The following is a 24,982-nucleotide window of genomic DNA, read 5'->3' as shown; positions in this document are numbered from 1 at the left end:
TCGGGCCTAGCGAACGTTCCTGTTCCAGTTGCCCAGCAGGCCGTCAAGGGCACCCAGAGGTGCCAGATATGCCTTGCCCCGATTTTTATCGTCACCCTTGAGTGTGATGCTTATAGTAGCCCGAGCAGACCGAAAAAGAAGCAGGCCTACGCTGAGAGCGTAACAGCTGCTCTGCTCACGGTGCAGACGAATGAAATCCATATAGTTTCTGAAGCCATAATAGGCCTTCCAGGCAACTGGCTTCCCCTGCTGGTCCTTGTGATCTATAACCGCATCTTTAGACAAATAGAGCTTGCCAGCATTCCCGATTCTAAAAGTGTACTCCAGATCGTCAGCCCAGATGAAATACTGCGAAATCGGGAGGCCATATCTTGAAAGAGAGGCCGCACGGATAAGAGGTCCAACGAAGGCATTGGCATCCAGCTTTATCAGGCTCGCCTCTCCGTTAACTGGAGCCTCGGAGTCCATCAGGTATCTGTCAAGAACTTTGTGTTGGTGGCCCTGTATCTTTTGGCGACGAATCCCATAAACCAGTGGGCAGACCATATCTGCGTCTTCTCGCTTCTCAAAACCAGCCAGCAGATGCTCGAGGCAGTCCCGCCTCGGCTCTACGTCATCATCCATCATCCATATAAAGTCAGCATCATACAGCGAGGCCGCCAGTAATCCGTAGGTGAAACCGCCAGCACCACCAAGATTTTTCTTCAACTCTATTCCATGAACCAAATCTGGGTGATCTATTTCCATTTTCTCTATCAACTTCCCCGTACTGTCCGTACTCGCATTATTCACAATTAATATCTTATATAGAGGATAGCTTTGTGCTAAAATTGCATTGACGCATTCTTCTAGCATATCTACTCGATTGTAGGTTACGACAATGGCCACAATTTTGCTCATTTTTACCTCTTTGTGTCCCAGAATATTAGAGGGAGATCTTCCCATAGTTTCGCAACAGGATTTACGAATCAACGCCTGTGAGTAGGCTGGTTTTCAAAGTTGGGCTAATCCCATCTACCTTCGGCTTTTCGGAGTTCGGCGAACGACTTCAGCATTTTCCTGGTACTTTTATGAAATAAAATACTGGGTAGCCAGAGAAGGATGAGCTCAGGTCGTTTTGAATCGCGTATAATCCCTCGAATAGCTTTACCTTTACCAGAGTTGCCAAACACGTTCTCACGCAGAATACGCCAAATCAGTGCAGCACTTTGTCTATGTTTGGACACCCTGATCTTCAGATGTCGTTCTAGATATTCCAAAGTTCTAAGGTCCTCAGCCACAACCATGTCCATCGATACTTGCGAATGGAATCTGGTCGATGTAGCATTCCAGATAATATGTGGAATAGGATGAAAGGCGATTCTTTTAGAATAATAGGATACATAAAAGGAGAATATTTGATCAGATGTTAACTCAAAGGCTTCATCGAAGAAAATCTTTCTATCTTTTATTACTTCCAAGTTATAGATATTCGCTTGAATCGGCGCATAAGGAAGGGCCGCATCAGCCAAACAGGAAGCCATAAATTTAGATGGCTCCTTATATATGATACTGCCAGCCTCTTTCTTTTCTAACGTCCTAGAACTATCTCTAGCCAAAATAAAGGGAGATAGTAATAAACCTAGAGCTTGAGAATCCATTAAAGATATTTTTCTCTTTAAATGGGGGCTTTCCGCAATCTCGTCGTTTGCAAATAGAAAAATAATATATTTTCCTCTAGCAAATCTTAGGCACTCATTCCAGTTCCCAATCCTGCCAAGATTAGCATTATTTTCTTTTAGCACTAGATTTTGATAAATGGGCGCGAAATCCTTAGCAATGGCTATAGAATTATCTGTTGAACAATTGTCTACGACCAAGATCTCATAATCAACCACCTCTAGATCTACGTGATTACAAGACTCCAAAGCACGCCTCAAGTTCTCTCCACCATTATAATTCGGTATGGCTATAGTTAAGAGTATCCGATCACTATCTATTGCCTCGTTGTTGTGCGTCAACTCAGACCCCTTCTACTTTAACTGAAGGTTTTACTTCAGAATAGGTTCGAAATCCCCTAAAAATTGCCCACATAGCGAGCAGCGCCACCACCAATTCGCTGGTTATAGTTGCCCCTACGGCTGCCGGAATACCATATCGTGGAATTAACAGAAAGTTTAAGATGACGTTCACTGTCGCTCCCGACGCGACAATCCAAAAGTATTTTATATGCTGACCCCAGATATTAATAGGATTAGCAAACGCCCCAGCAAGGTACGAGGAAAGGATGTTAAATGACAAAAGCATCAGTACAGGTATCGACGCCTCATATTTTTCCCCGTATAGAGTCAGAATAACAAATCTGTGGAGCAAGAAAAGCACGACAAACACCACAAGGGCCAGAGCCATGGTCGAACCAAAATAACGCCTGAAGACCTCAATATTCCATGGTGATCTGGCAAGAGTTGGGCCAAAAGCTTGATAGAGAAGCGAAGTTGGTAAGATGGCCAGCGTAAGGATGTTGTAGGCAGCAACGTATATAGCAACAGCAGCATCACTTCTGAAATGGCCCAGCATTATGCTGTCAATATTATAATACAAAGAGATCATAAAGAACGATGCACTGATGGGTATACTTGTCCGTACTGTTAGCAGGAGTTGACGGAGGCTGACCCTTTCCAGGCGGGGGCGTAAGCGCCACCACTGGTAGAGAACACGGGCCAGCTCGGCCAGAGCGACAAGGGCGACATACTTCACCGTGTCGTGGGGGCTACGCACCAGCAGCAGCGTGCCGGCCAACACCAGCAGTCCTCGACCAAGGTTGATGGCCGCAAGGGCGGAGAACTGCTCGCGCACCTGAAACAGCCAATCGATATTCAGAACATAAGCCAGGGTAGTCAGCCCGTACAGCGTGACAATCAGACGGGGCACAGACCAGTGACCCATACCTGCCCAGATCAACAGGCCGACCATCATCAGAATTGCGAGCGGCAGGCGGGCCGAGAGTTGTAAAGCCACCGCCCGCCCCGGACTCAATTCATTGCTCACCAGCGCACGCAAAAAATACGTTTCGAAACCGAAATTCAGCGCCAAGATGAGGTACCCAATCAGGATCCGGGCATAATTGATCTGCCCGAAGGTCTCGACCGTCACCACACGCGACAGGTAAGCCTGTACCAGAAAGCTGAGCAACAGGCCGAGCATCGAACCTGTCGCCAGCACCGAGAAGTACCGCAGAACTGAGTTTCGCCCCGGAGCAACCAGGCGGCTCACCGGGGAACCTCGGGAGGCACCTGGAGCGCGAATGCCTGCACTTCTTCCGGGGTGCCCAGCGGGTAAACGGCACCCTGGCCCACGGCACTCACGTACACGGGACGCTGCCAGGCCAGAAGCTGATTGTAGAGGGGAGCAATGTATTTCTCCCCCTTTTCGAGTCGTGCTGCATCCGCGTAGTAGGTGTGGTAGGCCCGAGTGTACAACGCCAGCGATGAAAAGCCGTAGAGGCCAACACTCGCATGGGGTGAAATGCGCTGCTTCTCACGCACCTCAGTCACCCGAAGGTCGTGTTCGCTGACCGTACGCGCGAAGCTCCACCCCGAGCCAGCCCCAGGAAAACAAACTATCCAGCCGTCACCCTGCCAGTCCGCAGCACGAATCGCTCGCGGGTCCACAAAGGTGTCAATGTTATAGATCAGGAGAGGCGCATTCTCAGCCAACCCAGGGGCGGCCGCGAGCACTGTTGTGGCCTGACCATCCGTTACCTCGTCAAGCTCCACCACACGGACAGAAGCCAAGCCAAGTCTCCCAGCCATCGCCTCCACAAAGGGCCGAACGGTATGCGCGCGCAGCGCGACAAAGGTAAAAGAAGCGTCGATGCGGGTGAAGTCTCTCAAGCTCAGCAATGACCATTCGAACAGTGTTCGCCCATGGACCTCAATCTGGTACTTGGGCAGGCTGTACCCTGCATCACGAAAGCGGCTCCCATGACCAGCCATGGTAATAACCACCTGCGGCGACCTAAACAAGACGGACCTCTTCGTTCTCCACGGTGGCGGCTCCTGCACTGATTGCCAGCTCCGTGTAAAGCTCCAGTCCACGCGCTAGAAAAGCCAATTGTGACTCGAAACGGTCGGCGTGGAGTGGCACCATACTCAAAAACAGCAGACTTTCGATTAAACGAATTTGCTGCCGCTGCTCAGGCCAACGCACATCCAACCAGCGCTCGAACAATCGCTTGGTGGCCTGGTGCCGCTCAGTCAAATGTGGGGAAAACTCAAAACCGCTGGAGGAATGCGAAAAATCGAACAGACCGTTCACGTAGAAGTCGTAATCTCCATGGATACTATGAGAGAGCTTCGCCAAGTCATAGCGAGGATCGCCGTAAACACCTAAACCACCAAAATCTCCTCTTGGATCGATCACCCTCACAGTGGCGTTACGCCGGTCAAAGAGGATATTGCTTAGACACAGATCGCCGTGCAACACAGTAAAGCGGGATACCTCGTAAAGTCTATGATACTGAGCCACCTGACGAAAGGAGGCCGTAAACTGATTTAGATTTAATACCGGATGCCCATTAATAATTGGCTGATCACAGAAATAATCAAATCGGGAATCCCTCAAAACCTCATCAAGCCGATCAAAGGTTTTGCTCTCATACATATCTACCAGCGATGATTTCAAAACTCCGTCATCATTAGTCTGGAGGGTAAATTTATGAGCCTCTCCAAGGAATAGTTCGACGGCCCCTAAAATAATCTCCCATTCCCCCAAGCCATACGCGCCGTGCAAGTACACATCATTGAGGGGCGGATAGCCGTAATATTCCATAATTACAGATGGCGACTTATCATCCAGACTATAATCGTATAAACGCGGTGAAAAATTTTTGAGCGGCTCAGGAATATCTAGATACCACCGTATCTCATTGCGCAGCTTCTGGGTATGACGGCTCCGCTTCTCTATCGTTCCGCGACGCGCATCAACATCAACCGTGTTAAACTCACGCGCACCACTTGAGAGAACACGTCTGGTATCATAGTAGGTATCCAGGTGACCAAAGTCGTTCCAGCAAGAAGTTTCCTCAAAAGTAGCCAACTCCCCTAAAAGCTTGCGACGGGCCAGATACTCACGGAGCGCCGTGTAGAAGGGATCAAGCCCATTCTCAGAGGAAGACCCAGCCACATGCCTATGAAGGATACCGATCAACAGATCCGGCTGTGCTATCTCAAATACCCCCACAAATACGTTGTTCTCTTCTCTAAATCCCTTGTCTGTCTGCTTATCGCTAATTTCCCCCAGCAAGCCACTGTCCGTAAAATCAAACGTGGTCCAACGGAAAGATTCGCGCTTGCGCGCATAGACCACCACATCCTGATACAACAACTCCCTTTGCACCAGGGTATCTCCGAAGTTAACGACCAAGTGCTTAATATTCTTTTGGGATGGCGTAAGTGCAGCCAGAACTGTTTCGCCAATATTTTGTGAGCGATCGATCTCGTAAATGGTCGCCGGGCGAGAGAAATGAGAAAGATAGCTGCGAATACTTTCCTGCTGTTCCCCAACCACAATACCGAATTCGACGTCCGGAAGATCATAATTTCGAAAAATATAGTACAGGGCCGGTTCATTGTTAAGCGGTATCATCGCTGAAGGCAACGGCCCAAACTCCGCCTTTAGTTCTGTTGGTATAATCTTGGCAGTAGGAATAACAACCAACGTATCAATCATCTTTGGAGATGAGTTCCAAGATTTCTTCATAGCTCTTGGTGAGGAATTCATCCGGGCGGATCGTTTTATCATCGACATAAAAGCCCCCCCGGCCTGGCCATGGCTTGCCGAAGAAAATTTCGTCATAGGGAACTTGATGCTTATCTAGCCATGCCAGAAGCTGCTTGGCCGTATTCGCCATAATGAGGCCCATATTCCCATTATGTGTTCGCATATTCCTGGCTGTATGCAAGATGATGTAGAATCCCTGCATCTTATAGCTTATTAAAGTCTCTACAACTTCTGGAATAGGTACCAAATCCTCGTAGCTCTGATCCTTTCTCTTTATAGGACACAACGTTCCATCGATATCCATGACAATACTGCGCTCCGAATTGATCATTTTTACTCCTTAATCGGGAACATAGGACAGCCATTAATATTAAACTACTAAGCATGAGAGGTTCAATCACTTTAGTAAGTATCTTTCCGTACAAGCACTCTGCTTACAGTTCCCACTAGATATAACCTTCCAGTCGAATTGCCAGCTGTCATGCACAGTGCTTGTGCCATTACAAAGGTCAACGGCAATGTCGTTTAGAGCATGGAAGCCAAGGAAATACTCCTTGATGGCCTCACCCGTGTGGCCCGACGCGGGAATGAACTCATTCACGCCTCCGTTAGCGTAGAGATTCATGATGTGCCAGAGGATCGGCTTTCCACCGATTTCAACCAGTGGTTTGGGTCGTACGTTGGTTTCTTCAGAGAGGCGTGTGCCCAGGCCTCCTGCCAGGATAATTGCTCTCAAGACCACATCCTTCCATTGCCATTTGTGGCTGGGAGATTCATGAATGTAGAGGAATGCAGGGCGGCCGGGATTCCATGCTAGTAGGCTCCCTTACCCAGCAGAACCACCCGGACCGTTTGAAGCAGAATCACCAGATCGAGCCAGGGTGTCCAGTTTGTAATGTAGAAGCGGTCCATGTCGAGCCGCTCCTCGAAGGTGCTGGAGTTGCGCCCCGAAACCTGCCAGTACCCGGTCATACCGGGCCGGACCTGGGCGATGAAGCCGGTCATGGTCCCCATCTTTCGCTGCTCGCGCGGCAGGTAGGGGCGGGGACCCACCAGGCTCATGTCGCCCTGCAAGACATTAAGGATCTGTGGCAGCTCGTCAAGGCTGAACCTGCGCAACACGCCGCCGATCCGGGTGACCCGGGGGTCGTCTTTGAGTTTATGGTACGTCTCGTATTCTGCACGCAGGTGCGGGTCGGCGGACAGGATGTGCTGGAGCCGCTCCTCGGCATCCTGATACATGCTGCGGAACTTGTAGCAGCTGAACGGCGACAGATTCCTGCCAAGGCGGGGGGCCTTGTACAGGACTGGGCCGGGACTGTCCATTCGGATCAGAACGGCGATCACCAGCAGGAAGGGCGCGATTACCAGCAACCCCAGGAGACTCAGGACAAAGTCCGACGTGCGCTTGATGGCCCGCGTCCGCACGCTCCTGAGATTGTTCTTCACTTCCAGACTGGCCACAATCCCGATGTTGTGTGGCTGCAACGCCTGGTTGGGCACGCCGAACAGGTCCGGCACGACCCAGGTGATCGGGAACGCCGCATAAATGCTGTTGACCAGCCGCTGCTGCGTCTCGGCCCTGGCCCCCGGAATGGATATCAGGGCCTGTTCGGTCCTAGGATTCGTCAGCGCCAAGTCGATAGAGCCGACCACCGGAACGCCCTGCAGGGAAGTTCCGTGCAGCAGCGGATTATCGTCATAGGCGACCACCGGCTTCAGGCCGTAGGCGGGATGATCCCGCAGGTGGGCAATGGTGAGGGCCGCCGTCCTGCCGGCCCCGATCACACTGATGGCACGCCCATACTGCCCCAGGTGAATCAGCAGCGCGCGTACTGCGTAGCGCGTCAACAAAGACAGCATCAGGATCAGACTCCACTCGATCACTACGCCCAGAACACTGAGGGTAAAGCGGTGAACGGCAAACGCCGCCGCGAGCTGGGCCACGGCCACCTGAACGGTTCCCACAGTATGCAGGCGCAGTTCAGTTTGCGGCGAGCGCCCGTAGCCGGGGTAAAGCCCCTGATAGGCCCGCCACAGCAGCCAGAGCGCCAGCCAGATCAGGGTGGACTCCAGCGTGATCGGGGGCCGCCCCAGGGCCGTCAGCAGGGAGGAAGCGAGCAGGTGTGCCACCAGCGCGCTGAGGACGTCGCCCAGCAGCAGCGCCAGCGACTGGGGCAGGCCAGAAAAGCGCACTGGAACCGCCCGGATGCCTGCCCCTGACCGGGCGGGGGAAAGACCCGTCAACAGGCGCAGGCCCATACGTCAGTGCACTTCCTTGAGGGGCGGGACGGGCTGGGCAGAAAGAGGAGCACCGGAGAAGCGAGGCCCCCGAATCGCCCTCCCCGCCTTGTTCAGCACGAACCCCAGGACAGGCACGCCGGCCACCCCCATACGGCGCAGCACCTGGCGCAGATCGGGGAGGGGTGTTCGGCCCGCCTCGGCCACCAGCAGGACACCGTCCACCTGCTGCCCCAGCATCAGCCCGTCGGCAAAGACCAGCAGGGGCGGACTGTCGATCAGCACCACGTCATACCCCTGGCTCCAGCGGCGCAGCCACTCGCCCAGGTCAGGGCGGCTCAGCAGTTCCAGGCCGCTCTGGGGGACACCACCGGCGGGCAACAGGTCGATGTTGGGGGCAACCTGCAACACCTGCACGTTGACGGGCGTGTGCAAGGCTTCCTGCAAGCTGCGTGCCCCGTCTTTGCCGCAGAGCGGGTGCCAGGGCTGTCCACCGGTGCCCGTGTCCCAGAGATCCTGCTGCCGGCCGCCCCGCAGGTCTGCGTCGAGAATCAGCACCTGTTGCCCGCTGCTCGCCAGGCTGCGGGCCAGGGCCGCCGTCAGGCTACTCGCGCCCTCGCCCGCAGCCGTGCCGGCAACCATCAGGATAGGACGCGGCTTCTGCAACATGGCCTGGAGGTTGACGCGCAGGAAGCCCAACGCCTCCACCCGCCCCAGAGCAATTCCCCCCGGTGCGCGCACAGGCGGCAGCACCCCTAGCACGGGAAGATGCAGAGCCAGCAGGTCCGCCTCGGTCCGGACGCGGCGGTCCAGCGCCGTCAGAAGGGCCGCCACGCCTGTCCCCAGCAACAGCGCCAGCAGGCCGGCCAACACGCTGTTCCGCAGCGGCGAAGGCGTCACCGGCCGGAGTGGCTCGACCGCGCCGGTCAGGGGCTTCAGGACGCCGGGCCGGGACTGCTCCAGAAAACTGAGCTGCGCGAGGTTGTCCTGCATGGTGGCGCGGCGGTAGAGCAGCGTCTGCCGTTCCACCACCGACAACCCAGGCAGAGCCAGACGGCGGTCTGTCTGCGCCAGCTGCAAGGTGAAATTCTCGCGGGCCAGCCGCACGTCCCGGAGGGTGCGCTCGGCATCCCAGTTCACGAGCAGCTCACTGGTCAGGTTGACGAGAACCTGCGCGGCCTGGGGCGTCTGCGCGCGGGCACGCACCTGATAGAGGCTGTTCTCTCCACCTCCCTGGTCCGCCGTGACCGTGACTGTCTGGCTCCGCTGGCTCTTGGTGTCTTCCGGCCTTTGGGTCAGCAGTTCACGCGTCAGCTGCCCCACCAGCCGTTGCCGTTCCGCAGGCGCAATGGTGGGGGTTTCCCTGACAGCCTGAATCAACGGCCGCAGAATCAGCGGGCTTGCCACGACCTCGGCCACGGTCCCGGGTGGCAAGGGAGAAATGACCGAGCCGCCCACCACACCGATCTGACTCTGGCTGCTGGAGGTCAGCAGGCTCCCCGTGGCCTCGTAGACAGCGGGTTGAAACCTGGACCAGACATAGACGGCCCCGGCCAGCAAGGCCGCGACCAGAACAATGGCGGGCAGACGTTGCCGCACCCCCTGCCAGAGGGTACGCAGATCGATTTCAGTGTCCGTGTCCTGGCCGGGAAGATCGGGCGAGAGGTGGTCCTGCTGACGGTATGAGGTCACGCGAAGCGCTCCAGTTCTGGGTGGGCCTTGAGTTGCTGAACGACTTTTTTGATGTCCTGCGTGCGGTCCTTGCGGACCACCAGGGTCACCTCGTCGGTGCGGACGATCACCACGTCTTCCAGGCCAATGGTGGCGATCAGGTCATCTCCCCGGGTGGTATACAGGATGGCTCCGTCGGTGTCGAGGCCGATATGCCGGCCCACCGAGACGTTTTGCCCTTCCCCCTTCAGCAGGCGTTCCAGGGCATTCCAGTCGCCCAGGTCGTCCCAGCCGAATTCCGCCGGGATCACGGCCACCCGGTCGGACTTTTCCAGAATGGCGTAGTCGATGCTGATCTTCTGGAGGCCGGGGAAGACGTCCCGGACGCCTCCCGGGGCGCGGCCCTGCCGGACGGCCCCCGAGAGCCGCGCGTACATCTCCGGCTGGTACTGCCGGAAAGCGTCCAGGATCGCCTCCACCCGCCAGAGGAACATCCCGCTGTTCCAACTGTAGCCGCCATCGTCCAGAAAGGCCTGCGCCGTCTCGGCGTCGGGCTTCTCAGTGAAGCGGGCCACCTGAAAGGCGGGAAGGTCGGTGCCCGGCAACCGCTCGCCCCGCTGGATGTAGCCGTAGCCGGTGGCGGGAAAGGTCGGCGTCACGCCGAGGGTGACCAGACAGTCCGTGCTGGCGGCCAGCCTGGCGGCGCGGCGCACCACCGCAGCGAAGGCGTCTGGGGCCGTGATGCGGTGGTCGGCGGGAAAGACGCCCATCACGGCGTCCGGGGCATCCTGGGCCACCCGCAGCGCCGCATACAGGACGGCGGGGGCCGTGTCCCGCGCCACCGGTTCGACGATCAGGTTCTCGACCGGCATTTCCGGGAGCTGCTCCAGCACCTGCACGCGGTACTCGCCGCCCGTCACGACCATGACGTGTTCGGCACCGCCGCTGAGGTGGGCCAAGCGGTCGTTGGTGGCCTGTAGGAGGCTTCGCCCGGTTTCATCCAGGGCCAGGAACTGCTTGGGCCGGTGTTTGCGCGACAGCGGCCAGAAGCGCTCGCCGCTGCCTCCCGCCAGGATCACGGGGATCAGGGGAGGAGCACTCACGCCTGCACCCCGGCCCGGGCAGCCTTGTGCCGCAGGTTCCCGCCGACGGGGTGGGGCACGCCGCCCACCTGCATTGATGATTGCTGAACCATGAAAACTCCAGTGGTAAGGGGGAAAGATTCCCTCCTCGCGTTCTCAGTTTACCCTCTCGGTGTGAGCAGGCTGGGGGCGGTCGTCCTTCGGGAAAGCCCACCGCTGGCCGGGCGCCTCCGGCTGGCCTCCCGAGCATCCTGCCGACCGGCGACCTGAAACTCTCGGTACTGGGCCTCTCGGTCCTGGGCCTCTCGGTAAAGGGCGTTCAACTTTATGAGCTGTGGAATGTTCCTAGAATACGCCCAATGAAAGCCATCATCCCCGCCGCAGGTCTGGGCACCCGCCTGCGTCCCCTGACCTATACCCGTCCAAAGCCGGTTCTCCCGGTCGCGGGCGCCCCCATCATCGTTCACGCCCTCAGGACCCTGCTGGCCGCCGGGATCAGCGAGGTGGCCATCATCGTGTCGGACGCGACGCGGGATGAAATCGCCCACACGCTGGAGCAGGTGCCCGAGGCCCAGGTCACCCTGATCAACCAGCATGAGCAGCTCGGGCTGGGCCACGCGGTCCTGACGGCGCGGGACTGGGCCGGGCAGGACGACTTCTGCGTGTATCTGGGGGACAACCTGTTCGAGCATGGCGTCTCTCCCTTTATCGAGCGCTTTGGCCGCGAGCGCCCCGCCGCCGTGATCGCCCTGGTCGAGGTACCGGACCCCACCGCTTTTGGCGTGGCGGAGCTGGACGGCGAGCGCATCACGCGCCTGGTCGAGAAACCCAAAGTGCCCCCCAGCAACCTCGCGGTGGCGGGCCTGTACTGCTTCACCCCCGAGGTGTTCGGCGTACTGGAGGGCATGCCGCCCTCGGCACGCGGCGAGTACGAGATCACCGACGCGATTCAGGGCCTGATCGAGCGGGGCCGGACAGTGCTGGGGCAACGGGTCTGCGGCTGGTGGAAGGATACGGGCCGGCCCAGCGATCTGCTCGACGCCAACCGCCTGCTCCTGGAACAGATCGACGCGGACGTGCAGGGGGAGATCGGCGAGTCGCAGATCACGGGCCGGGTCATCATTCCCGCGTCGGCGCAGGTGGTTCGCAGCAAGATCGTGGGGCCGGTGCTGCTGGGCGAGGGCGTGGTGATCGAGGACGCTTATATCGGGCCATTCACCAGCATTGGCCGCGACAGTGTGGTCCGGCACGCCGAGGTGGAACACAGCGTCGTGGACGCCGAGGCGTGCATCGAGAATCTGAATACCCGGCTCCAGGACTGCCTGATCGGCGTGCGTGCCCAGGTGCGCGGCGGGCGCAAGGTGCCGCGCACCCACAAGCTCACCCTCTCGGACGCCAGCGTGGTCGAACTGGCATGACCGAGTTCACCTCCCTCCCGCCTGACCTCCCTGTCCCGGGCGACGACGGGGCCTGCGCGCACCTGCGGGGGCTGAGGCTGCCTCCGCTCCCACTTCCGAGCACGGCGGGCGAAGCGGTGGACCTCGCTGAGGACGGCGCGCGCGGGTGTTCGGCCTGAGTACGCAGGACACGGCCGCCCAGCAGGAGGCCGCCGAACGGCTGCACCTCCCCTTCCCGCTGCTGTCGGATGCCGGGCTGCGGCTGGCGGGGGCGCTCCGCCTCCCGACCTTCGAGATGGAGAGACAGACCCTGCTGCGGCGCGTCACCCTGATCCTGCGCGGCGGCGTGGTCGAACACGTCTTTTACCCGGTGTTTCCGCCTGACCGCAATGCGGCGGAGGTCCTGGCCTGGCTGGCGGCCCATTCGGCCTGACGAAACCTGGCCTGACCGTGCGCTGTTGCCCGGTCCCCGGAAGCGTGGGGGCCTATCATGGGCAGATGACCGATACGCCCCGTATTCATCTGGGTTCGCTGCTGCGGACGTCCTCGGACGCGCAGGCAGAGGGCGAACTCGACCACCTCACCTACGAACAGGGCGGCACCCGGCAGACGCTGCGCTTTGCCCGCCCCGCCCCCTTTGAAGTCGCCGTCAATGCCCTGGGGGGCAACGAGATGTATCTCCAGGGGAGCTTCGAGCCGACCTTGATCCTCGACTGCGCCCGCTGCCTGCGGGACGTGGAGGTGCCCCTGGACCTGACGCTGGGCACCCTGATGCGCTACGAGCCGTCGGTGAACACGCCCTATCTGGAGGAAGCCGAGACGGGCGAGGAAGTGCTGGTTTTCGGTGACCCGGACCTGGACCTGAGCGACTACCTGGCCGAAACCACGCTGCTGGCCGCCCCGCTGAGCGTGCTGCACGCGCCCGACTGCCAGGGCCTGTGCCAGGTCTGCGGTCACGACCTGAACGAGGGACCGTGCGAACACATGGCCCAGGTGCCGGTCGAGGAGATCGACGACGAACTCGGTACGCCGGGGGGCACTGTCCACGCCAAGCAGAACCCCTTCGCGGGGCTGCGTGACCTGAAGCTTCCGGAGGACTGAGGGTGGCGGAAACGACGCCCCCCGCGCTGACCCACTTCCGGGACGGCCTGCCCCGCATGGTGGACGTAACCGGCAAAGTGCCGACGGTCCGCACGGCGACCGCCGAGGGCTGGGTGCGGCTTCCGGCGGAGGCCCGGGCGGCGCTGGAGGCGGGGACCAACCCCAAGGGGGACCCGCTGACCGTCGCCCGGCTGGCGGGTCTGGCGGGCAGCAAGCGCACGGCCGACCTGATTCTGCTGTGTCACCCGATTCCGGTGACCGGGGCCGATGTTCAGGTCACCCTGGAGGACGCGGGCGTGCGGATCGTGGCGACCGTGCGGACCACGGCCCCGACGGGGGTGGAGATGGAAGCCCTGAGCGCCGTGACGGTGGCCGCGCTGAACGTGTACGACATGCTCAAGGCGGCGAGCAAGGCCATCGAGATCACCGGCATCCGCCTGCTCGCCAAAACGGGCGGCAAGAGCGGCGATTACGCCGCACAGGGCGGCTAGGCCCCAGGGCTGGGCCGGGAACTTTCCGACTCCCTTTAACGTAGAAGGAACGTATGGGCGCGAAGTGGGGTGAATCCTGGCTGAATCTGCTGCACCGCGAGGCAGACGGTGACCTCACCGCGGCCGAGCGGGCGCAGCTGGCGGCGCTGGAGCAGGACCCCGCCTTTACGCAGGCGCGGCAGCAACTGGCCCACGCAGCGGCGTCTCTCGCCGCACTGCCGCCCCCTGCCTTGCCCCGCAGCCTGGCAGAAGAGGCCGCCACGGAGATCGCGTGGGGTGCTCGCCTGGCGGCCCTGACGCCTCCCCCCCTCCCTTCCCCGGTGGCGGCACAGGTCGCCTCGGCGGTGGGGGTGAACCGGCAGCTGACCCGGGCGGCTGTTCCCCCCCTGCCCCGCAGCGTGGCGGCAGACGTGGCGGGAGAGGTGAGGGCGTCTGCCTGGCTGGGGTCCCCCCCCGTCCTGCCGCGCAGCCTCGCCGCCACCGTGGCGTCTGAAGTGGGCTGGGCCGCGCGGCTGGAGCAGCCTGCCCCTCCTCTCCCGGCTCCGCTGGCGGGGCCACTAGCCGCCCGGATCGCGCGGGAGTCGGGGGGTGTTCCGCCGGCCCTCCCCCCTGCGCCCCGGCACAATCCCGCGCCCCTGCTGCTGGTGGCGGGGCTGCTGACCGGCCTGACGCTGCTGGGGGTCACGAGTGCGTGGCCCAACCTGGCGGCGGGGGCGACCGTCTTGCAGACGCTGGTGGCGCAGGTCTCACCCCTGGCGGGCATCGGGCTGGTGCTGCTGCTGACCGTGAGTTTCCTGATCGCCTGGCGGCCCACCCCGGCAATGCAGCGGGTCGGGGCGGGCGCCTTCGCGCTGTCCGCTGTCCTGACGCTGCCCCCCCTCTATGAGGCCTTCGGGCGCAGCGGGATCACGGTGGGTCAGGACGTGACCGTTCATGGCCAGGTGGCGGGCAACGTGATCGCCGTCGGTGGCAACGTCACCCTGGCCCCAGACGCGCGGGTGCAGGGTGAGGTCATCACGCTGTTCGGCGACGTGCGGCGCGATCCCCACGCCAGCGTCACGGGGCGTGTCAATACCCTGCTGGGCCATGCGCCCGGCGACGTGACGGCCCTCCAGACCGCGCCCCCGGCGGGCCTGAGCCTGGCGACCGCCTCGGCCTTCCGGCCCCTGCTGGGGTGGCTGGGCGGCGCGGCCTGGAGCCGGGTGTTTGTCGTGCTGACGGGCGGCATGCTGCTGCTGCTGTTCGTGGCCGGGGCCGCCCCGATGCTCGCGCGGCGGCAGCGGCACGCCCCGCTGCGCACCCTCGCGCTGGGCGTGCTGGCGCTGGCCGTTCTGATCGGTCCGGCGCTGGCGCTGGCGCTGGCGGGGCTGCTGGTGCCCGCCCTGCTGGCCTGCGCCTTCGCGCTGCTGCTGGTCGCCACCGGCCTGAGTGTCAGTGCCTATGATGTGGGCCGCGCCCTGGCCTACCGCCTGCGGCTGCCCGTCCCGGACGCCGTGGGCGCCCTGCTCGGGCTGGGGGCCGTCGCCGCGAGCCTGAGCGTGCCCCCGCTGGCTCTGACCTGCGCGCTGGTGGGTGGGGCCTGGGGAACGGGCACCCTGCTGCTGACCCGGACCGGGCGGGAAGAGCAGAGCGTGACCCCGCCGTAAGGCGGGACAGGAGGACGGCGGGCCGGAGACTGCATGTTCCGGCCCGCCGTGATTGAAAAGCGCTCAGCCCAGGATGCGCTTGAGGTGCAGGTAGATCTCGTACCAGTCCTGCTTGTCGCGCGGGCGCTTGCCGCGCAGCTCGATGCGCGACAGGGTCCGCACCCAGTCGGGCGTGATCTGTCCGCCGAGCGTGGGGTCGGCCACCAGATCGGCCAGCCCCCTGGGGAGCGCGCCTTCGGTGGAATCACCATAGAACTCGACGCCCTCGAGCAGGTCGTGAACCGTGATGGTGTAGGCCCCCGCCAGCGTCTGGAGGGTCTCCAGGCTGGGGTTGGTGCGCCCACGTTCCAGGTCGCTGAGATACGGAACGCTGATCCCGGCGGTTTCCGCCACGTCCTTGAGCCGCAGCCCGCGTTCACTGCGCAGTTCGCGGAGTCGTTCGTGCAGTTTCATGTTTCACCTCCTTGGCTGCGGCGTCACCTCACCCGTTCCTGCCCGTTTTCCGGGCCGGGGCGTGCGTGCCGCCTGGGGATGCGCTTGCCTCTCGGCAGAATCCGCCACCCTTGATCGGAGTGTAACACCACCCCCCGGTACGGTCAATACAGAATAAAGCCTTGCTCTTCTTGCTACCCCCAAGAGACTCTGCTACTCTCGTCCTCAAAGCAACGGTTGATCCCGATCACGTCGTTTTTCATCTTCCGCCCGCAGGAGGGCCAGCCATGCGCGCACTGGACATCATCGCTGAGAGCATCCGCACCGGCTCCGTACATCCCACCACCGTTCTGAATACCCTGATCGAGGCCGAGAACGAGGGGGGCATGGGCGCCGTCCGCCGCATCGAGCGGCATCTCAGCGTAGGCCTGAGCGCGTTGCGCGACCGCCAGCACCCCCACAGCGCCCTGGCCCAGACCTGGCTCGGGGCCGCCCGCGCCTACCTGATTACCCAGGCAGAGCGGAAGCAGGCGGTCTAACCGCAGCGGCCGGGAACAGCGGGCAAAGAGGGCAGAGCGCCGGGAAAAGGCCTCTGCCCTGGCTTTTGGCCTCCTACGCGCTGTTCTCGGAAGTCAGCCCGTAAATCCCCTCATACTTCCCGTGCAGATAAGCCACGTAGGGATCGGCGGTCAGGGGGCGGCCGGTGGCCCGCTCGGTGATCTGGGTGGGCGTCAGGCTGCGCCCGTACTGGTGGACATGCTCGACCAGCCAGGCCAGCAGGGGGCCATATTCGGCGCGTTCCACGCCAGCGGCGATCCCCGCGTCCTTCCGGGCTGCCTCCAGCAGTTGCACACTCAGCAGGTTGCCCAGGGTATAGGTCGGAAAGTACCCGATCAGCCCCGCCGACCAGTGGATGTCCTGCAAGACGCCCTGCGCGTCGTTCGGGGGCGTCAGGCCCAGGTACGCCTGCATCTTCGCGTTCCACGCCTCGGGCAGGTCGTGAACCTTCAGGCTCCCCTCCAGCAGGGCGAGTTCCAGCTCGAAGCGCAGCATCACGTGGAAGTTGTAGGTGACCTCGTCGGCCTCCACCCGGATCAGGCTGGGGTTGACGCGGTTGACGGCGCGGTAGAGACCGGGCGCATCCAGGCCCGCCGCGACCTGCGGCGCGACCTCCGCGAGTTGCGGGAAATACCGTTCCCAGAAGGGCAAGGAGCGGGCCAGCAGATTCTCGAACATGCGCGACTGGCTCTCGTGTACCCCCAGGCTCGCGCCGCGCGAGACGGGCGTGCGCTCCCAGCGGGGCGCGACACCGCGCTCATACATGGCGTGGCCGGTCTCGTGCCAGGTGCCGAACAGACAGGCGGGCCAGTACTCCTCCACCCGCGTCGTGATGCGCAGGTCGCTGCGGCTGAAGTTGGTCTGGAAGGGGTGGGCGCTCTCGTCCTGCCGCGCGAACTCGGGCTTCAGGCCGAACGCCTCTCCCGCCACGCGCCAGGCGAAGGCCTTCTGCGCTTCCGGCGGGAAGCTCCGGGTCAGCACCCCGTAATCGGCGGCGTCCCCGGCGGCCACGATGCGGCGCAGCAGCGGCAGCGTCCGGTCCCGCAGGTCGGCGAACACGGATTTGACCTGCGAGGCACGCATGCCCGGCTCGTACTCGTCCAGCAGCGCGTCGTAGGGATGCTCCTCGTACCCCAGCAGATCGGCCTGCCGCCGCGCCAGGTCCATCATCTTCTCCAGATGCGGGGCAAACGTGGCGAAGTCGCTGTGCTGGCGGGCCTCCAGCCAGGCATGGTGGGCCTCGTTGCGGGCGCGGGCGGCCTCCTCCACGAACCCGGTCGGGAGGCGGGTGGCCTTGGCGTGGTCCCGGCGCGTCACGCGCAGAATCGCGGCGTCCGTTTCGCTTTCGGCCTCGCCGGCGGCCTCCAGCAGTTCGGCGGTCTGCGCCGCCGTGAACAGCTCGTGGGCCAGGCCCTCCAGCGTCGCCATCTGGAGGCCGCGCACGCGGGCCGCCTCCCCCGGCATCTGCGTCTCCTGGTCCCAGGACATCAGCCCGGCAGCGGCCCCCAGATCGCTCACCTGTCCGAGGCGGCGCTTCAGTTCGTCCATGCTCATGCGCGCAGCCTAGCGTCCCCCCAGGGGGGCAATGAAATACGTCATTCGGCCCAGAGACCACTCGCCCGGGTGCAACGGGAATTACTGCCAGCGCTCCCGCCCCTCCGCCGCCTCCCCGAGCAGCAGGGGCCGCACCTCTCCCAGCAGGTACAGGCTGCCGCACACGGCGGCGAGGCCCTCAGGTGGCAGCAGCGCGAGGGCGGCGGCAGGCGTGTCCGCGAGTCTTACCGGCAGCCCCTCAAAATAAGGCGCGAGCGAGGCGGGATCGGCGGCACGCGGACTGAGGAGGGCGCGCGTCAGGATCACCTCCGACGCGACGGGACGCAGCGCCCCGGCCACCCCCGCCACGTCCTTGTCGGCCGCCGCACCGAACACAATGGGAAGGCGCTCCACGCCCAGACCGCGCAGCGCCTCCGCGAGCGCCCCGGCCCCGTCGGGGTTGTGCGCGCCGTCCAGCAGCACGCGCCCCCCGCGCCAGGGCAACACTTCCAGCCGTCCCGGCCAGCGCACACCCGCCGCCCCCGCCTGGAGCGCCGCCTGGCCCACCCCCAGGCGGTGGGCGGCAGCGGCAGCCAGCGCCGCGTTGCGTGCCCCGTGGGCGCCCAGCAGCGGCGTGTGGAAGGGCAGGACCGTCCCCGGCACCCGCACCCGCACATCCCAGCCGGCCCAGCCGAGCGGCGCGGCTTCCAGCTGCACCTCACGGCCCAGTGCCCACAGGTCGGCTTCCCTCGTCTCCAGCAGGGGGAGGAGACCCGCCGACACCCCGGTCACGGCTGGACGGCCCGCCCGCAGGATGCCTGCTTTCTCCTGCGCGATGGCCTCCCGCGTCCCGCCCAGAACCCCAGTGTGGTCCAGCGCGACGTTCGTGATGACGCTCAGCGCCGGATCGAGGGCGTTGGTCGCGTCCAGCCGTCCCCCCAGCCCGACTTCCATCACGGCAGTGGTCACACCCGCCTCCGCGAACAGCAGGCAGCCCAGCGCCGTCACGATCTCGAAGAAGGAAGCCTCCACCCTCTCGGCCTGCGGTCGTACCCGGTGCAGTGCATCCAGAACCCTCTCCCCCGGCACCTCCTGGCCGTCCACCACAAACCGCTCCGAGAAGCGGGTCAGGTGCGGACTGGTAAAGAGGCCGGTGCGTTCTGCGCCCGCCGTCAACATGCCGGCCAACGTCGCCGCCGTGCTGCCCTTCCCGTTGGTCCCCCCCACCAGAACGGTCTGGAAGGCCTCCTGGGGATCGGCCAGCCGAGCCAGGAGCGCCCGCACCCGCCCCAGACCCGGATGCACCCCGAAACGTTGCCGCGCGAACAACCAATCCAGTTCCGTCATGGCCGCAGCATAGGCGCAGCCGTCAGGAACACAGAGGCCGGAACGCAGAAAAGAAGGCCGGGGAAACTCTCCCCAGCCTTCCGCCGCATCTGTGGACGCTCAGGCTTCCGGGGTGAAGTAGGCCTCCAGCGCGGGCACGATCTGCTTCTTGCGGCTGATCCGGTTTCCCAGCTCGGCGCGCCCACCCGCCGTCTCCACCCCGAACGCCTCACGCAGCACCTTCTCTTCGGTGGCCGACAGCACCAGGGTCACGTTCGTCTCGTTGAGAATGTCCACGACCGACAGCAGGATGCCGTTCAGGCCATCCGCCGCCCGCGCCTGATCCATCGCGGCCAGCAGCTCCGCCTGACGGCCCAGGACGTAGCCGGGGTTGGTGGTCTCGATCACGCCGATCCCCCAGTGCTGCACGCCCCGGGCCTGCGCCAGCTGGGAACGGGCCGGGTCACCGAACGGAAAGACCTTGTAATCCATCTTCAACAACGTCTCGGCGGGCGTGTCCCCCAGGTCGCTTTTGGCCGCAAACATGGCGAGCGCATACGCTTCCACATCCTCCACGCCCGCAACAGGAGCGAGGAACGCGGCCGCTTCCCGGTCGTCCGGTGTCGTCGTCGGGCTGCGGAAGTGCAGGGTGTCACTCAGAATCGCGCTCAGCATCAGCCGCGCGTCCACCTGCTCGACCGACAGATTCGCCTCCCGGTGCAGCTTGAGCAGGATGGTCGACGTGCAGCCCACCGGCTCGAAGCGCAGGAAAGCGGGCTGCATGGTCGTCAGGTCGCCCAGCTTGTGGTGGTCCACCACGCGCACGACGGCCAGCTCCGCGAGGTTCGGCACCGATTGTGCGCTCTCGTTGTGGTCGACCAGGGCCACCTGGCTTCCGGCCTCCAGCTCCGGCAGGAGGGGCGGTGCTTCCACGCCCGCTTCCCGCAAGACGAAAGGCGTCTCGAAATTCAGGTTGCCCAGGCGGTAGGCCTGTGCGGGGACGCCCTGGCGGGTCAGCAGCCGCGCATACACCAGGGCAGAAGTGATCGCATCGGTATCGGGGTTGGTGTGTCCAAAAACAGCCAGCATGACGGGATTCTAATCTGCCAAACAGAAAAAGAGGCCCCGAAGGGCCTCCACAAACCATAGCGGTTTAGAACTTGAAGACGTAGCTGACCTTGAAGCCCTGCGCGACGCTGCTGGCGCTGGGGGTGTCGAGGTCGGTGTTGCGGAAGATGCCGTAGTTGGCCGACAGGCCGTTCCAGCTGAGCTGCGCGAACACGCCCTGGAGCTTCCCGCTCTGGGTGCCGAAGCTGGCACCCGTGTAGGGATCACTCGCGCCGCCCAGCGGGCTGCGGTAGAAGCGGTCGGCAGCGGCACCGTAGGTCGCCGAGGCACCGCTGGCGCTGCTGGCCGTGATGCTGCCCAAGTTGAAGCCCTGGTAGTAGGCGTAGCCGATGCTGGCCTTCATGTTGGGCACCAGGAACTGGTTCAGCGAGATCCCGGCCTGGCCGAACAGCTCGGTCGTCGTGCCGTTCTGCACCTGGACGCTGCGGCCCACGTTGCTGATGCGGTTGGCGAAGTTCACGAACACGCTGGGCTGGAGCGGAACGGCCGTCAGCGGCTGGGTGCTGAGCTTCACGCCGTACTTGACGGTGTTGTAGGTCTGGGTGACCACCGTGTCGTCCGAGGCGTCGTTGGGCGTGCCACCGTTGTCGACCAGCACATCGTTCGGCGCAGTCAGCAGGTGGTAGCGCGCGAACGGCTCGATCTTCACACCGGCGAAGGTACCGCTGTAGTTGCCGTAGACCTGGAAGTCGTTGACGCGGTCACCGTAGAAGTAGGCGTCTGCGACCGTGAAGTTCAGGCCCTTGACGAGCGCGTTGCTGGCCGCACCGTCGTGGTTGAGGACCGCGCCGTACGTGCTGGACCACGCAAAGGGCACATCCGCGATGTCCATGTAGGGGCTGGTCAGGTTGTAAGAGAAGCCGCTCGCACCGGGGCCAGCGAAGTTCAGGTCCGCATGGATCAGGTCGTTGTTGAGCGTGGAGCGGTTGTAGAAGCCGACCAGCTTGAAGCCCGCGAGCTTGGCCCCGGCGCTCACACCAAAGCTGGTGTTGCGGTCACCGTTGAGGTAGGGCACGTAGCTGTCGCCATAGGCCGCCAGGGCGACCGGACCGAGGTTGGTGCTGATTCCGGCACCGTAGCCGACCTGGTCAGGCAGGTAGGGCATGCTGGACTTGTAGCCCTGCGCGCCATAGTAGTAACCCGAGTCGTTGGCCGACATGCCGGCAACACCGTTGTTGTAGGCCGGATCGATAGCACGGAAGTTCGCGCCGAACTTCACGATACCCAGGTCAGCCTTGCCCTCGGTGAAGAACGCCTGGTCACGGCTGCTGAAGGCGTTCTGGAACGTCCCGCCGCCGGTCACGAAGCTCCCGGGGGTCTGGGGAATGCTGGCCACGTAGGCACCCGTCAGGGTGAAGGGCGACATACCATCAGCATTCTTGCTGCCAAAGCCCAGGTCGTAGTCCACACCGAAGGCGGTGCGGTTGCCGTCGTTCTGCGCGAAGGACAGGCCCACCGTGCCCAGACCGTAGGGATTCACGCTGGCACGCACACCGTAGTAGTTGCCCACGAGGATGTTGGCCTGAGGACCACCGGTGTTGGAGTCCAGCTTGCCCGTGTTGGTGGCTGCCGTACCGGCCACGACCGTGATCTGGGGCTGAAGGGGCAGCGAGGTGGCCGTGATGTTCGCCACGACGCCGCGGCGGTACACAGCGTTCTCGGTATCGTTGTCGTTCGCAAACAGGTAGTCGTTGAACTTGAACTTGCTGTTGTACGACTCGTAACGCACGTCGAACTTCTGACCGGCGATGGTGCCGTCGGCGCTGGCGTTGTCCACCTTCACGAAGACGTCGTTGCCCAGGCTGAAGGAGTTGTTGGTGGAGAAGTTCACCGCCGCGTTGTTCACCGTGACCTGGCCGTTGGCGGTGGTCAGGTTGGTGGCCTTGACGCCGAACACGATGGAGCTGTCCTGGACGTAGGCGCCGCCATTGGTGTCCGTGCAGCTCACGGCGTTGCCGGAGGCCGCATAGACGCCGGTGGGGCAGTTCACGCCCGTGCTGAACACGCCGTCCGCGAAGGTCTGGCGGGTGAGGCGGTCCACGTCGAAGTTGGTGGTGCCGGCGATCAGGGCCAGGCGGCCATAGCGGGCATCGATCGTGCCGGTCAGGCTGAACTTGGGCGCCTTCTCCAGGGTGGTCACGCGGGTATCAATGCCGGTCACGCGGCCGGTGAGGGCGTCGAAGTCGGCGCGCTGCACGAAGTCGGCCTGGGCGCTCTCGACGGCGCTCACGCGGTCCTGGAGGTTCAGGATGTCCTGGTTGAGCAGCACGGTGAGGTCGTTCAGGGCGGCGATGCTGCTGGCGTTGTCGTCGATGTCGGCGCGCAGGGCGTCATAGTCGTCGGCACGGGCCGTCAGCTCGTCGATCTGGGCCTTGAGGTCGGCGATGGCGGCCGCGTCACCGCTGGCTGCGGCGAGTTCTTCGACACGCGCTTCCAGACGGGTGAAGTCGTCGCGGTTGACCGCGTTCTCTTCGAGGTCGCTGACACGCACGCCCAGGGCCGTCAGGTCGGCGGCAAGTTCCTGAATGGCGTTCTGGAGCGCCGTCAGGTCTTCCTGGGTCAGCGCGCCGGGAGCCACATCGCCCGTCCGCATCTGGTCAAGGAGACGCGCGATGATCACGGCGGCCTCGTAGCGGGTCAGGTTCTGCGTGCCACGGAAGGTGCCGTCCGGGTAACCCAGGATGATGCCCTTGCTGACCAGACGGTCGATCGCGTCCTTGGCCCAGTGACCGGCAGGAACGTCGGTCAGTGCGGGCACCTGGGGCGCGCTCGCCGGAGCTGCCGTCGCCGGGGCGGCAGTCGCTGGGGCCGCCGTCTGTGCGGCAGCAACGCCGAAGGACAGTGCGGCAGTGAGAATGAACAGGCTCTTCTTCATAAAACCCCCAAAGCGTCGCGCGTCCGAAACACTTCCGGCACTAGAGTTGACGGTGGGGCGAGTTGCCGAGTTTCCTCTCCCGGAGCAGTTCACCTTCCGCGTTCTTCCGCGCAACCTGACCCCCGCTGCCTATGGCTCCGGAAAGGTCAGATCAAGCGGATGATACAAGCGTGAAGAAGCATGGGTCAACCCTGAGATGTCGTTAAAGAGGTCTCATCCAGTCCCTGCGTCCCGTTTCTGATTAAAACGTGAAGAGGCTCCAGAAGGCACTGGAGACGACGAGTCTGATCCGGCGACAGTCAGCGTAGCTTAAACATGCTGCTTTTTTCCGGACGCCTTACCCCACAATCTCCAGCCGGAGGATGACGTTCCGCTTTTGCAGGCCCCTGATCTCAGCCTGAGACAGAGTTGGTCAGGACCGTTTCCGCTCTGGCTCCGGCAGTCAGAGCCATCCGGAACCACTCGGGAATCGCCTGACGGAAATACCGCCGCGCCCAGTCTTCTGCCCAGGTCTGGAACGTGCCCTGCGCGATAGCACCGCGCGCACGCTCGACCAGCCGGTGCAGGTAACGCAGGTTATGCAGGGACAACATCCGGGGGGCCAGCATTTCCTCAGCACGAATCAGGTGCGCCAGATAGGCCCGGGTATAATGGCGGCAGGCATAGCAATCGCACTCGTCATCAAGAGGTTGCAACTGCGTGCGGGGCGCACTCGAATTCATGTTGAGCCGTCCATCGTCCGTCAGGGCGTAGCCAAAACGACCTGTTCGCGTTGGGTAGACACAGTCAAACATATCTACGCCCAGCGCAATCCCTGCAACCAGGTCCTCAGGATGGCCGACCCCCATCAGGTAACGGGGCTTGTTCTCAGGAAGCCGGGCGGCTGTAAATGCCACAGCCGGATACATCTCTTCCTTCGACTCACCTACGGCCAGGCCACCGATGGCAAAACCTGGCGTCCCGAACGGCAGTGTCAGATCGAGACTCTGCTGCCGCAGGTCTTGATGCACACCACCCTGAACAATGGCGAAGAGCGCCTGATCATCCCGGGTCTTCACGGCCTGGCAGCGTTCCAACCAGCGAATGGTCCGCTCCAGGCTGCGGCGGATGTACTCCCGGTCTGCTGGATAGGGTGGACACTCGTCGAACGCCATGATGACATCTGCCCCGAGAGCTTCCTGCACGCCGATACTCCGCTCAGGCGTCAAGTTGACGGCGCTGCCATCAAGGTGGCTCTTGAAGGTCACGCCCTCCTCAGTGATTTTCCGCATGTGGCCCAGGCTCATAACCTGAAAGCCACCGGAGTCGGTCAGAAAGGGGCCAGGATAGGCTGTAAAGCCGGGAAGGCCCCCATGCGCCTCGACCAGCTTTTCCCCAGGGCGCAACATCAGGTGGTAGGTGTTGCCCAGGATCATCTGTGAGCCTATCTCCAGCAGCTCCTGCGGACTGATTCCCTTCACTGTCCCCTGGGTTCCCACAGGCATGAACATCGGTGTCTGAACCTGACCGCGCGGTGTCTGAAATGTGGCCACCCGCGCACGGCCATCCCGGTATTGGATATCGAACTCGAACATCCTGGCATTCTGCCTGATCGGCCCGGGGCCGCCCGCGACTCCAGTTGCAAACGAGTGCTTTTAGATTGCTGTTTTGAAGAGTGGAAAGCAAGACATACGTAAAAGGCCCCCACCTTCTGAGAAGGTGGGGGGAAGTGGAGCGGGAGACGAGATTCGAACTCGCGACA

General features: G+C 62.5%; 22 protein-coding genes. 6 read left to right on the top strand and 16 right to left on the bottom strand.

The window, feature by feature from the left end; all coding sequences use genetic code 11:
* Positions 1 to 6: 6 nt before the first annotated feature.
* The 10 genes from DEIPH_RS19415 to DEIPH_RS16045 all read right to left on the bottom strand — a co-directional run bounded on the left by DEIPH_RS19415 (position 7) and on the right by DEIPH_RS16045 (position 10,775).
* On the bottom strand, positions 7 to 900 hold the full coding sequence (locus DEIPH_RS19415) for a glycosyltransferase (protein WP_161636082.1): 894 nt from the start codon (positions 898 to 900) through the stop codon (positions 7 to 9).
* A gap of 104 nt (positions 901 to 1,004) precedes the next feature.
* Positions 1,005 to 2,000, bottom strand: a complete 996-nt coding sequence (locus DEIPH_RS19410) for a glycosyltransferase family 2 protein (RefSeq protein ID WP_081790961.1) — start codon at positions 1,998 to 2,000, stop codon at positions 1,005 to 1,007.
* 1 nt (position 2,001) lies between these two features.
* On the bottom strand, positions 2,002 to 3,252 hold the full coding sequence (locus tag DEIPH_RS16070) for an oligosaccharide flippase family protein (protein ID WP_152544995.1): 1,251 nt from the start codon (positions 3,250 to 3,252) through the stop codon (positions 2,002 to 2,004).
* A complete protein-coding gene (locus tag DEIPH_RS16065) occupies positions 3,249 to 3,974 on the bottom strand; it encodes a glycosyltransferase family 2 protein (protein ID WP_034360077.1) in 726 nt (241 codons plus the stop codon). The genes DEIPH_RS16070 and DEIPH_RS16065 overlap by 4 nt, the downstream gene beginning before the upstream one ends.
* A 22-nt stretch (positions 3,975 to 3,996) precedes the next feature.
* The gene (locus tag DEIPH_RS19985; RefSeq protein WP_161636081.1) at positions 3,997 to 5,709 is read right to left on the bottom strand and encodes a phosphotransferase; all 1,713 of its coding nucleotides are present in this window, start codon (positions 5,707 to 5,709) and stop codon (positions 3,997 to 3,999) included.
* The gene (locus DEIPH_RS16060; protein WP_200868184.1) at positions 5,702 to 6,091 is read right to left on the bottom strand and encodes an HAD family hydrolase; all 390 of its coding nucleotides are present in this window, start codon (positions 6,089 to 6,091) and stop codon (positions 5,702 to 5,704) included. Before DEIPH_RS16060 ends, DEIPH_RS19985 begins: the two co-directional genes overlap by 8 nt.
* A gap of 66 nt (positions 6,092 to 6,157) precedes the next feature.
* Positions 6,158 to 6,502, bottom strand: a complete 345-nt coding sequence (locus tag DEIPH_RS20890) for a sugar phosphate nucleotidyltransferase (RefSeq protein WP_321163352.1) — start codon at positions 6,500 to 6,502, stop codon at positions 6,158 to 6,160.
* Between the two features lie 71 nt (positions 6,503 to 6,573).
* On the bottom strand, positions 6,574 to 7,956 hold the full coding sequence (wbaP, locus tag DEIPH_RS16055; protein WP_235183273.1) for an undecaprenyl-phosphate galactose phosphotransferase WbaP: 1,383 nt from the start codon (positions 7,954 to 7,956) through the stop codon (positions 6,574 to 6,576).
* 69 nt (positions 7,957 to 8,025) lie between these two features.
* Positions 8,026 to 9,693: a polysaccharide biosynthesis tyrosine autokinase gene (locus DEIPH_RS16050; RefSeq protein ID WP_051517454.1), complete on the bottom strand. Its 1,668-nt coding sequence runs from the start codon at positions 9,691 to 9,693 to the stop codon at positions 8,026 to 8,028.
* The gene (locus DEIPH_RS16045) at positions 9,690 to 10,775 is read right to left on the bottom strand and encodes a mannose-1-phosphate guanylyltransferase (RefSeq protein ID WP_034360048.1); all 1,086 of its coding nucleotides are present in this window, start codon (positions 10,773 to 10,775) and stop codon (positions 9,690 to 9,692) included. The genes DEIPH_RS16050 and DEIPH_RS16045 overlap by 4 nt, the downstream gene beginning before the upstream one ends.
* 338 nt (positions 10,776 to 11,113) lie before the next feature.
* On the opposite strand from DEIPH_RS16045, the gene DEIPH_RS16040 reads away from it, so the two are divergent.
* The 5 genes from DEIPH_RS16040 (at position 11,114) to DEIPH_RS16020 (ending at position 15,389) form a co-directional block, all read left to right on the top strand.
* The gene (locus DEIPH_RS16040) at positions 11,114 to 12,172 is read left to right on the top strand and encodes a glucose-1-phosphate thymidylyltransferase (protein WP_034360046.1); all 1,059 of its coding nucleotides are present in this window, start codon (positions 11,114 to 11,116) and stop codon (positions 12,170 to 12,172) included.
* Positions 12,173 to 12,317: 145 nt separating this feature from the next.
* Positions 12,318 to 12,584 carry a redoxin family protein gene (locus DEIPH_RS20490; protein WP_051517453.1) on the top strand — a complete coding sequence of 89 codons (267 nt, stop codon included), beginning with the start codon at positions 12,318 to 12,320 and terminating at the stop codon, positions 12,582 to 12,584.
* A gap of 65 nt (positions 12,585 to 12,649) precedes the next feature.
* Positions 12,650 to 13,252, top strand: a complete 603-nt coding sequence (locus DEIPH_RS16030; protein WP_034360044.1) for a DUF177 domain-containing protein — start codon at positions 12,650 to 12,652, stop codon at positions 13,250 to 13,252.
* Positions 13,253 to 13,254: 2 nt separating this feature from the next.
* Positions 13,255 to 13,743, top strand: coding sequence for a cyclic pyranopterin monophosphate synthase MoaC (moaC, locus tag DEIPH_RS16025; protein WP_081790960.1), 489 nt, complete (start codon positions 13,255 to 13,257; stop codon positions 13,741 to 13,743).
* A gap of 53 nt (positions 13,744 to 13,796) precedes the next feature.
* Positions 13,797 to 15,389, top strand: a complete 1,593-nt coding sequence (locus DEIPH_RS16020) for a bactofilin family protein (RefSeq protein WP_034360040.1) — start codon at positions 13,797 to 13,799, stop codon at positions 15,387 to 15,389.
* A gap of 63 nt (positions 15,390 to 15,452) precedes the next feature.
* Here the strand turns inward: DEIPH_RS16020 and DEIPH_RS16015 are convergent, their stop codons facing one another.
* The gene (locus DEIPH_RS16015) at positions 15,453 to 15,842 is read right to left on the bottom strand and encodes a helix-turn-helix domain-containing protein (RefSeq protein WP_034360038.1); all 390 of its coding nucleotides are present in this window, start codon (positions 15,840 to 15,842) and stop codon (positions 15,453 to 15,455) included.
* Positions 15,843 to 16,108: 266 nt separating this feature from the next.
* On the opposite strand from DEIPH_RS16015, the gene DEIPH_RS16010 reads away from it, so the two are divergent.
* Positions 16,109 to 16,360: a hypothetical protein gene (locus DEIPH_RS16010; protein ID WP_034360036.1), complete on the top strand. Its 252-nt coding sequence runs from the start codon at positions 16,109 to 16,111 to the stop codon at positions 16,358 to 16,360.
* Between the two features lie 73 nt (positions 16,361 to 16,433).
* On the opposite strand, the gene DEIPH_RS16005 is transcribed toward DEIPH_RS16010, so the two are convergent.
* The 5 genes from DEIPH_RS16005 to tgt all read right to left on the bottom strand — a co-directional run bounded on the left by DEIPH_RS16005 (position 16,434) and on the right by tgt (position 24,815).
* Entirely contained in the window at positions 16,434 to 17,933 is a 1,500-nt protein-coding gene (locus tag DEIPH_RS16005; RefSeq protein ID WP_034360034.1) for a carboxypeptidase M32, read from the bottom strand.
* An 81-nt stretch (positions 17,934 to 18,014) separates the two neighbouring features.
* Positions 18,015 to 19,259, bottom strand: a complete 1,245-nt coding sequence (locus tag DEIPH_RS16000) for a bifunctional folylpolyglutamate synthase/dihydrofolate synthase (RefSeq protein ID WP_034360032.1) — start codon at positions 19,257 to 19,259, stop codon at positions 18,015 to 18,017.
* 99 nt (positions 19,260 to 19,358) lie between these two features.
* Complete coding sequence (locus DEIPH_RS15995; protein WP_034360030.1) at positions 19,359 to 20,327, bottom strand: manganese-dependent inorganic pyrophosphatase; 969 nt, start codon at positions 20,325 to 20,327, stop codon at positions 19,359 to 19,361.
* A 64-nt stretch (positions 20,328 to 20,391) separates the two neighbouring features.
* Entirely contained in the window at positions 20,392 to 23,241 is a 2,850-nt protein-coding gene (locus DEIPH_RS15990) for an S-layer homology domain-containing protein (protein WP_034360028.1), read from the bottom strand.
* A gap of 392 nt (positions 23,242 to 23,633) precedes the next feature.
* Positions 23,634 to 24,815, bottom strand: coding sequence for a tRNA guanosine(34) transglycosylase Tgt (gene tgt / locus DEIPH_RS15985; protein ID WP_034360026.1), 1,182 nt, complete (start codon positions 24,813 to 24,815; stop codon positions 23,634 to 23,636).
* Between the last annotated feature and the right edge of the window lie 167 nt (positions 24,816 to 24,982).

Source organism: Deinococcus phoenicis (assembly GCF_000599865.1).
GTDB classification, from domain to species: Bacteria; Deinococcota; Deinococci; order Deinococcales; family Deinococcaceae; genus Deinococcus; species Deinococcus phoenicis.
Note: the sequence above shows the minus strand (reverse complement) of the source record. Positions and strands in the feature narration are given on the sequence as shown.

Excerpts from the sequence above, each read along its gene's own strand:
- DEIPH_RS16005 (WP_034360034.1), bottom strand. The coding sequence starts at position 17,933 with ATGAGCATGGACGAACTGAAGCGCCGCCTCGGACAGGTGAGCGATCTG.
- DEIPH_RS16065 (WP_034360077.1), bottom strand. The coding sequence starts at position 3,974 with ATGGCTGGTCATGGGAGCCGCTTTCGTGATGCAGGGTACAGCCTGCCC.
- DEIPH_RS16020 (WP_034360040.1), top strand. The coding sequence starts at position 13,797 with ATGGGCGCGAAGTGGGGTGAATCCTGGCTGAATCTGCTGCACCGCGAG.
- DEIPH_RS15990 (WP_034360028.1), bottom strand. The coding sequence starts at position 23,241 with ATGAAGAAGAGCCTGTTCATTCTCACTGCCGCACTGTCCTTCGGCGTT.
- DEIPH_RS16010 (WP_034360036.1), top strand. The coding sequence starts at position 16,109 with ATGCGCGCACTGGACATCATCGCTGAGAGCATCCGCACCGGCTCCGTA.
- DEIPH_RS19985 (WP_161636081.1), bottom strand. The coding sequence starts at position 5,709 with ATGATTGATACGTTGGTTGTTATTCCTACTGCCAAGATTATACCAACA.
- DEIPH_RS16015 (WP_034360038.1), bottom strand. The coding sequence starts at position 15,842 with ATGAAACTGCACGAACGACTCCGCGAACTGCGCAGTGAACGCGGGCTG.
- DEIPH_RS16000 (WP_034360032.1), bottom strand. The coding sequence starts at position 19,259 with ATGACGGAACTGGATTGGTTGTTCGCGCGGCAACGTTTCGGGGTGCAT.
- DEIPH_RS19415 (WP_161636082.1), bottom strand. The coding sequence starts at position 900 with ATGAGCAAAATTGTGGCCATTGTCGTAACCTACAATCGAGTAGATATG.
- DEIPH_RS16030 (WP_034360044.1), top strand. The coding sequence starts at position 12,650 with ATGACCGATACGCCCCGTATTCATCTGGGTTCGCTGCTGCGGACGTCC.
- DEIPH_RS16040 (WP_034360046.1), top strand. The coding sequence starts at position 11,114 with ATGAAAGCCATCATCCCCGCCGCAGGTCTGGGCACCCGCCTGCGTCCC.
- tgt (WP_034360026.1), bottom strand. The coding sequence starts at position 24,815 with ATGTTCGAGTTCGATATCCAATACCGGGATGGCCGTGCGCGGGTGGCC.
- DEIPH_RS16060 (WP_200868184.1), bottom strand. The coding sequence starts at position 6,091 with ATGATCAATTCGGAGCGCAGTATTGTCATGGATATCGATGGAACGTTG.
- DEIPH_RS15995 (WP_034360030.1), bottom strand. The coding sequence starts at position 20,327 with ATGCTGGCTGTTTTTGGACACACCAACCCCGATACCGATGCGATCACT.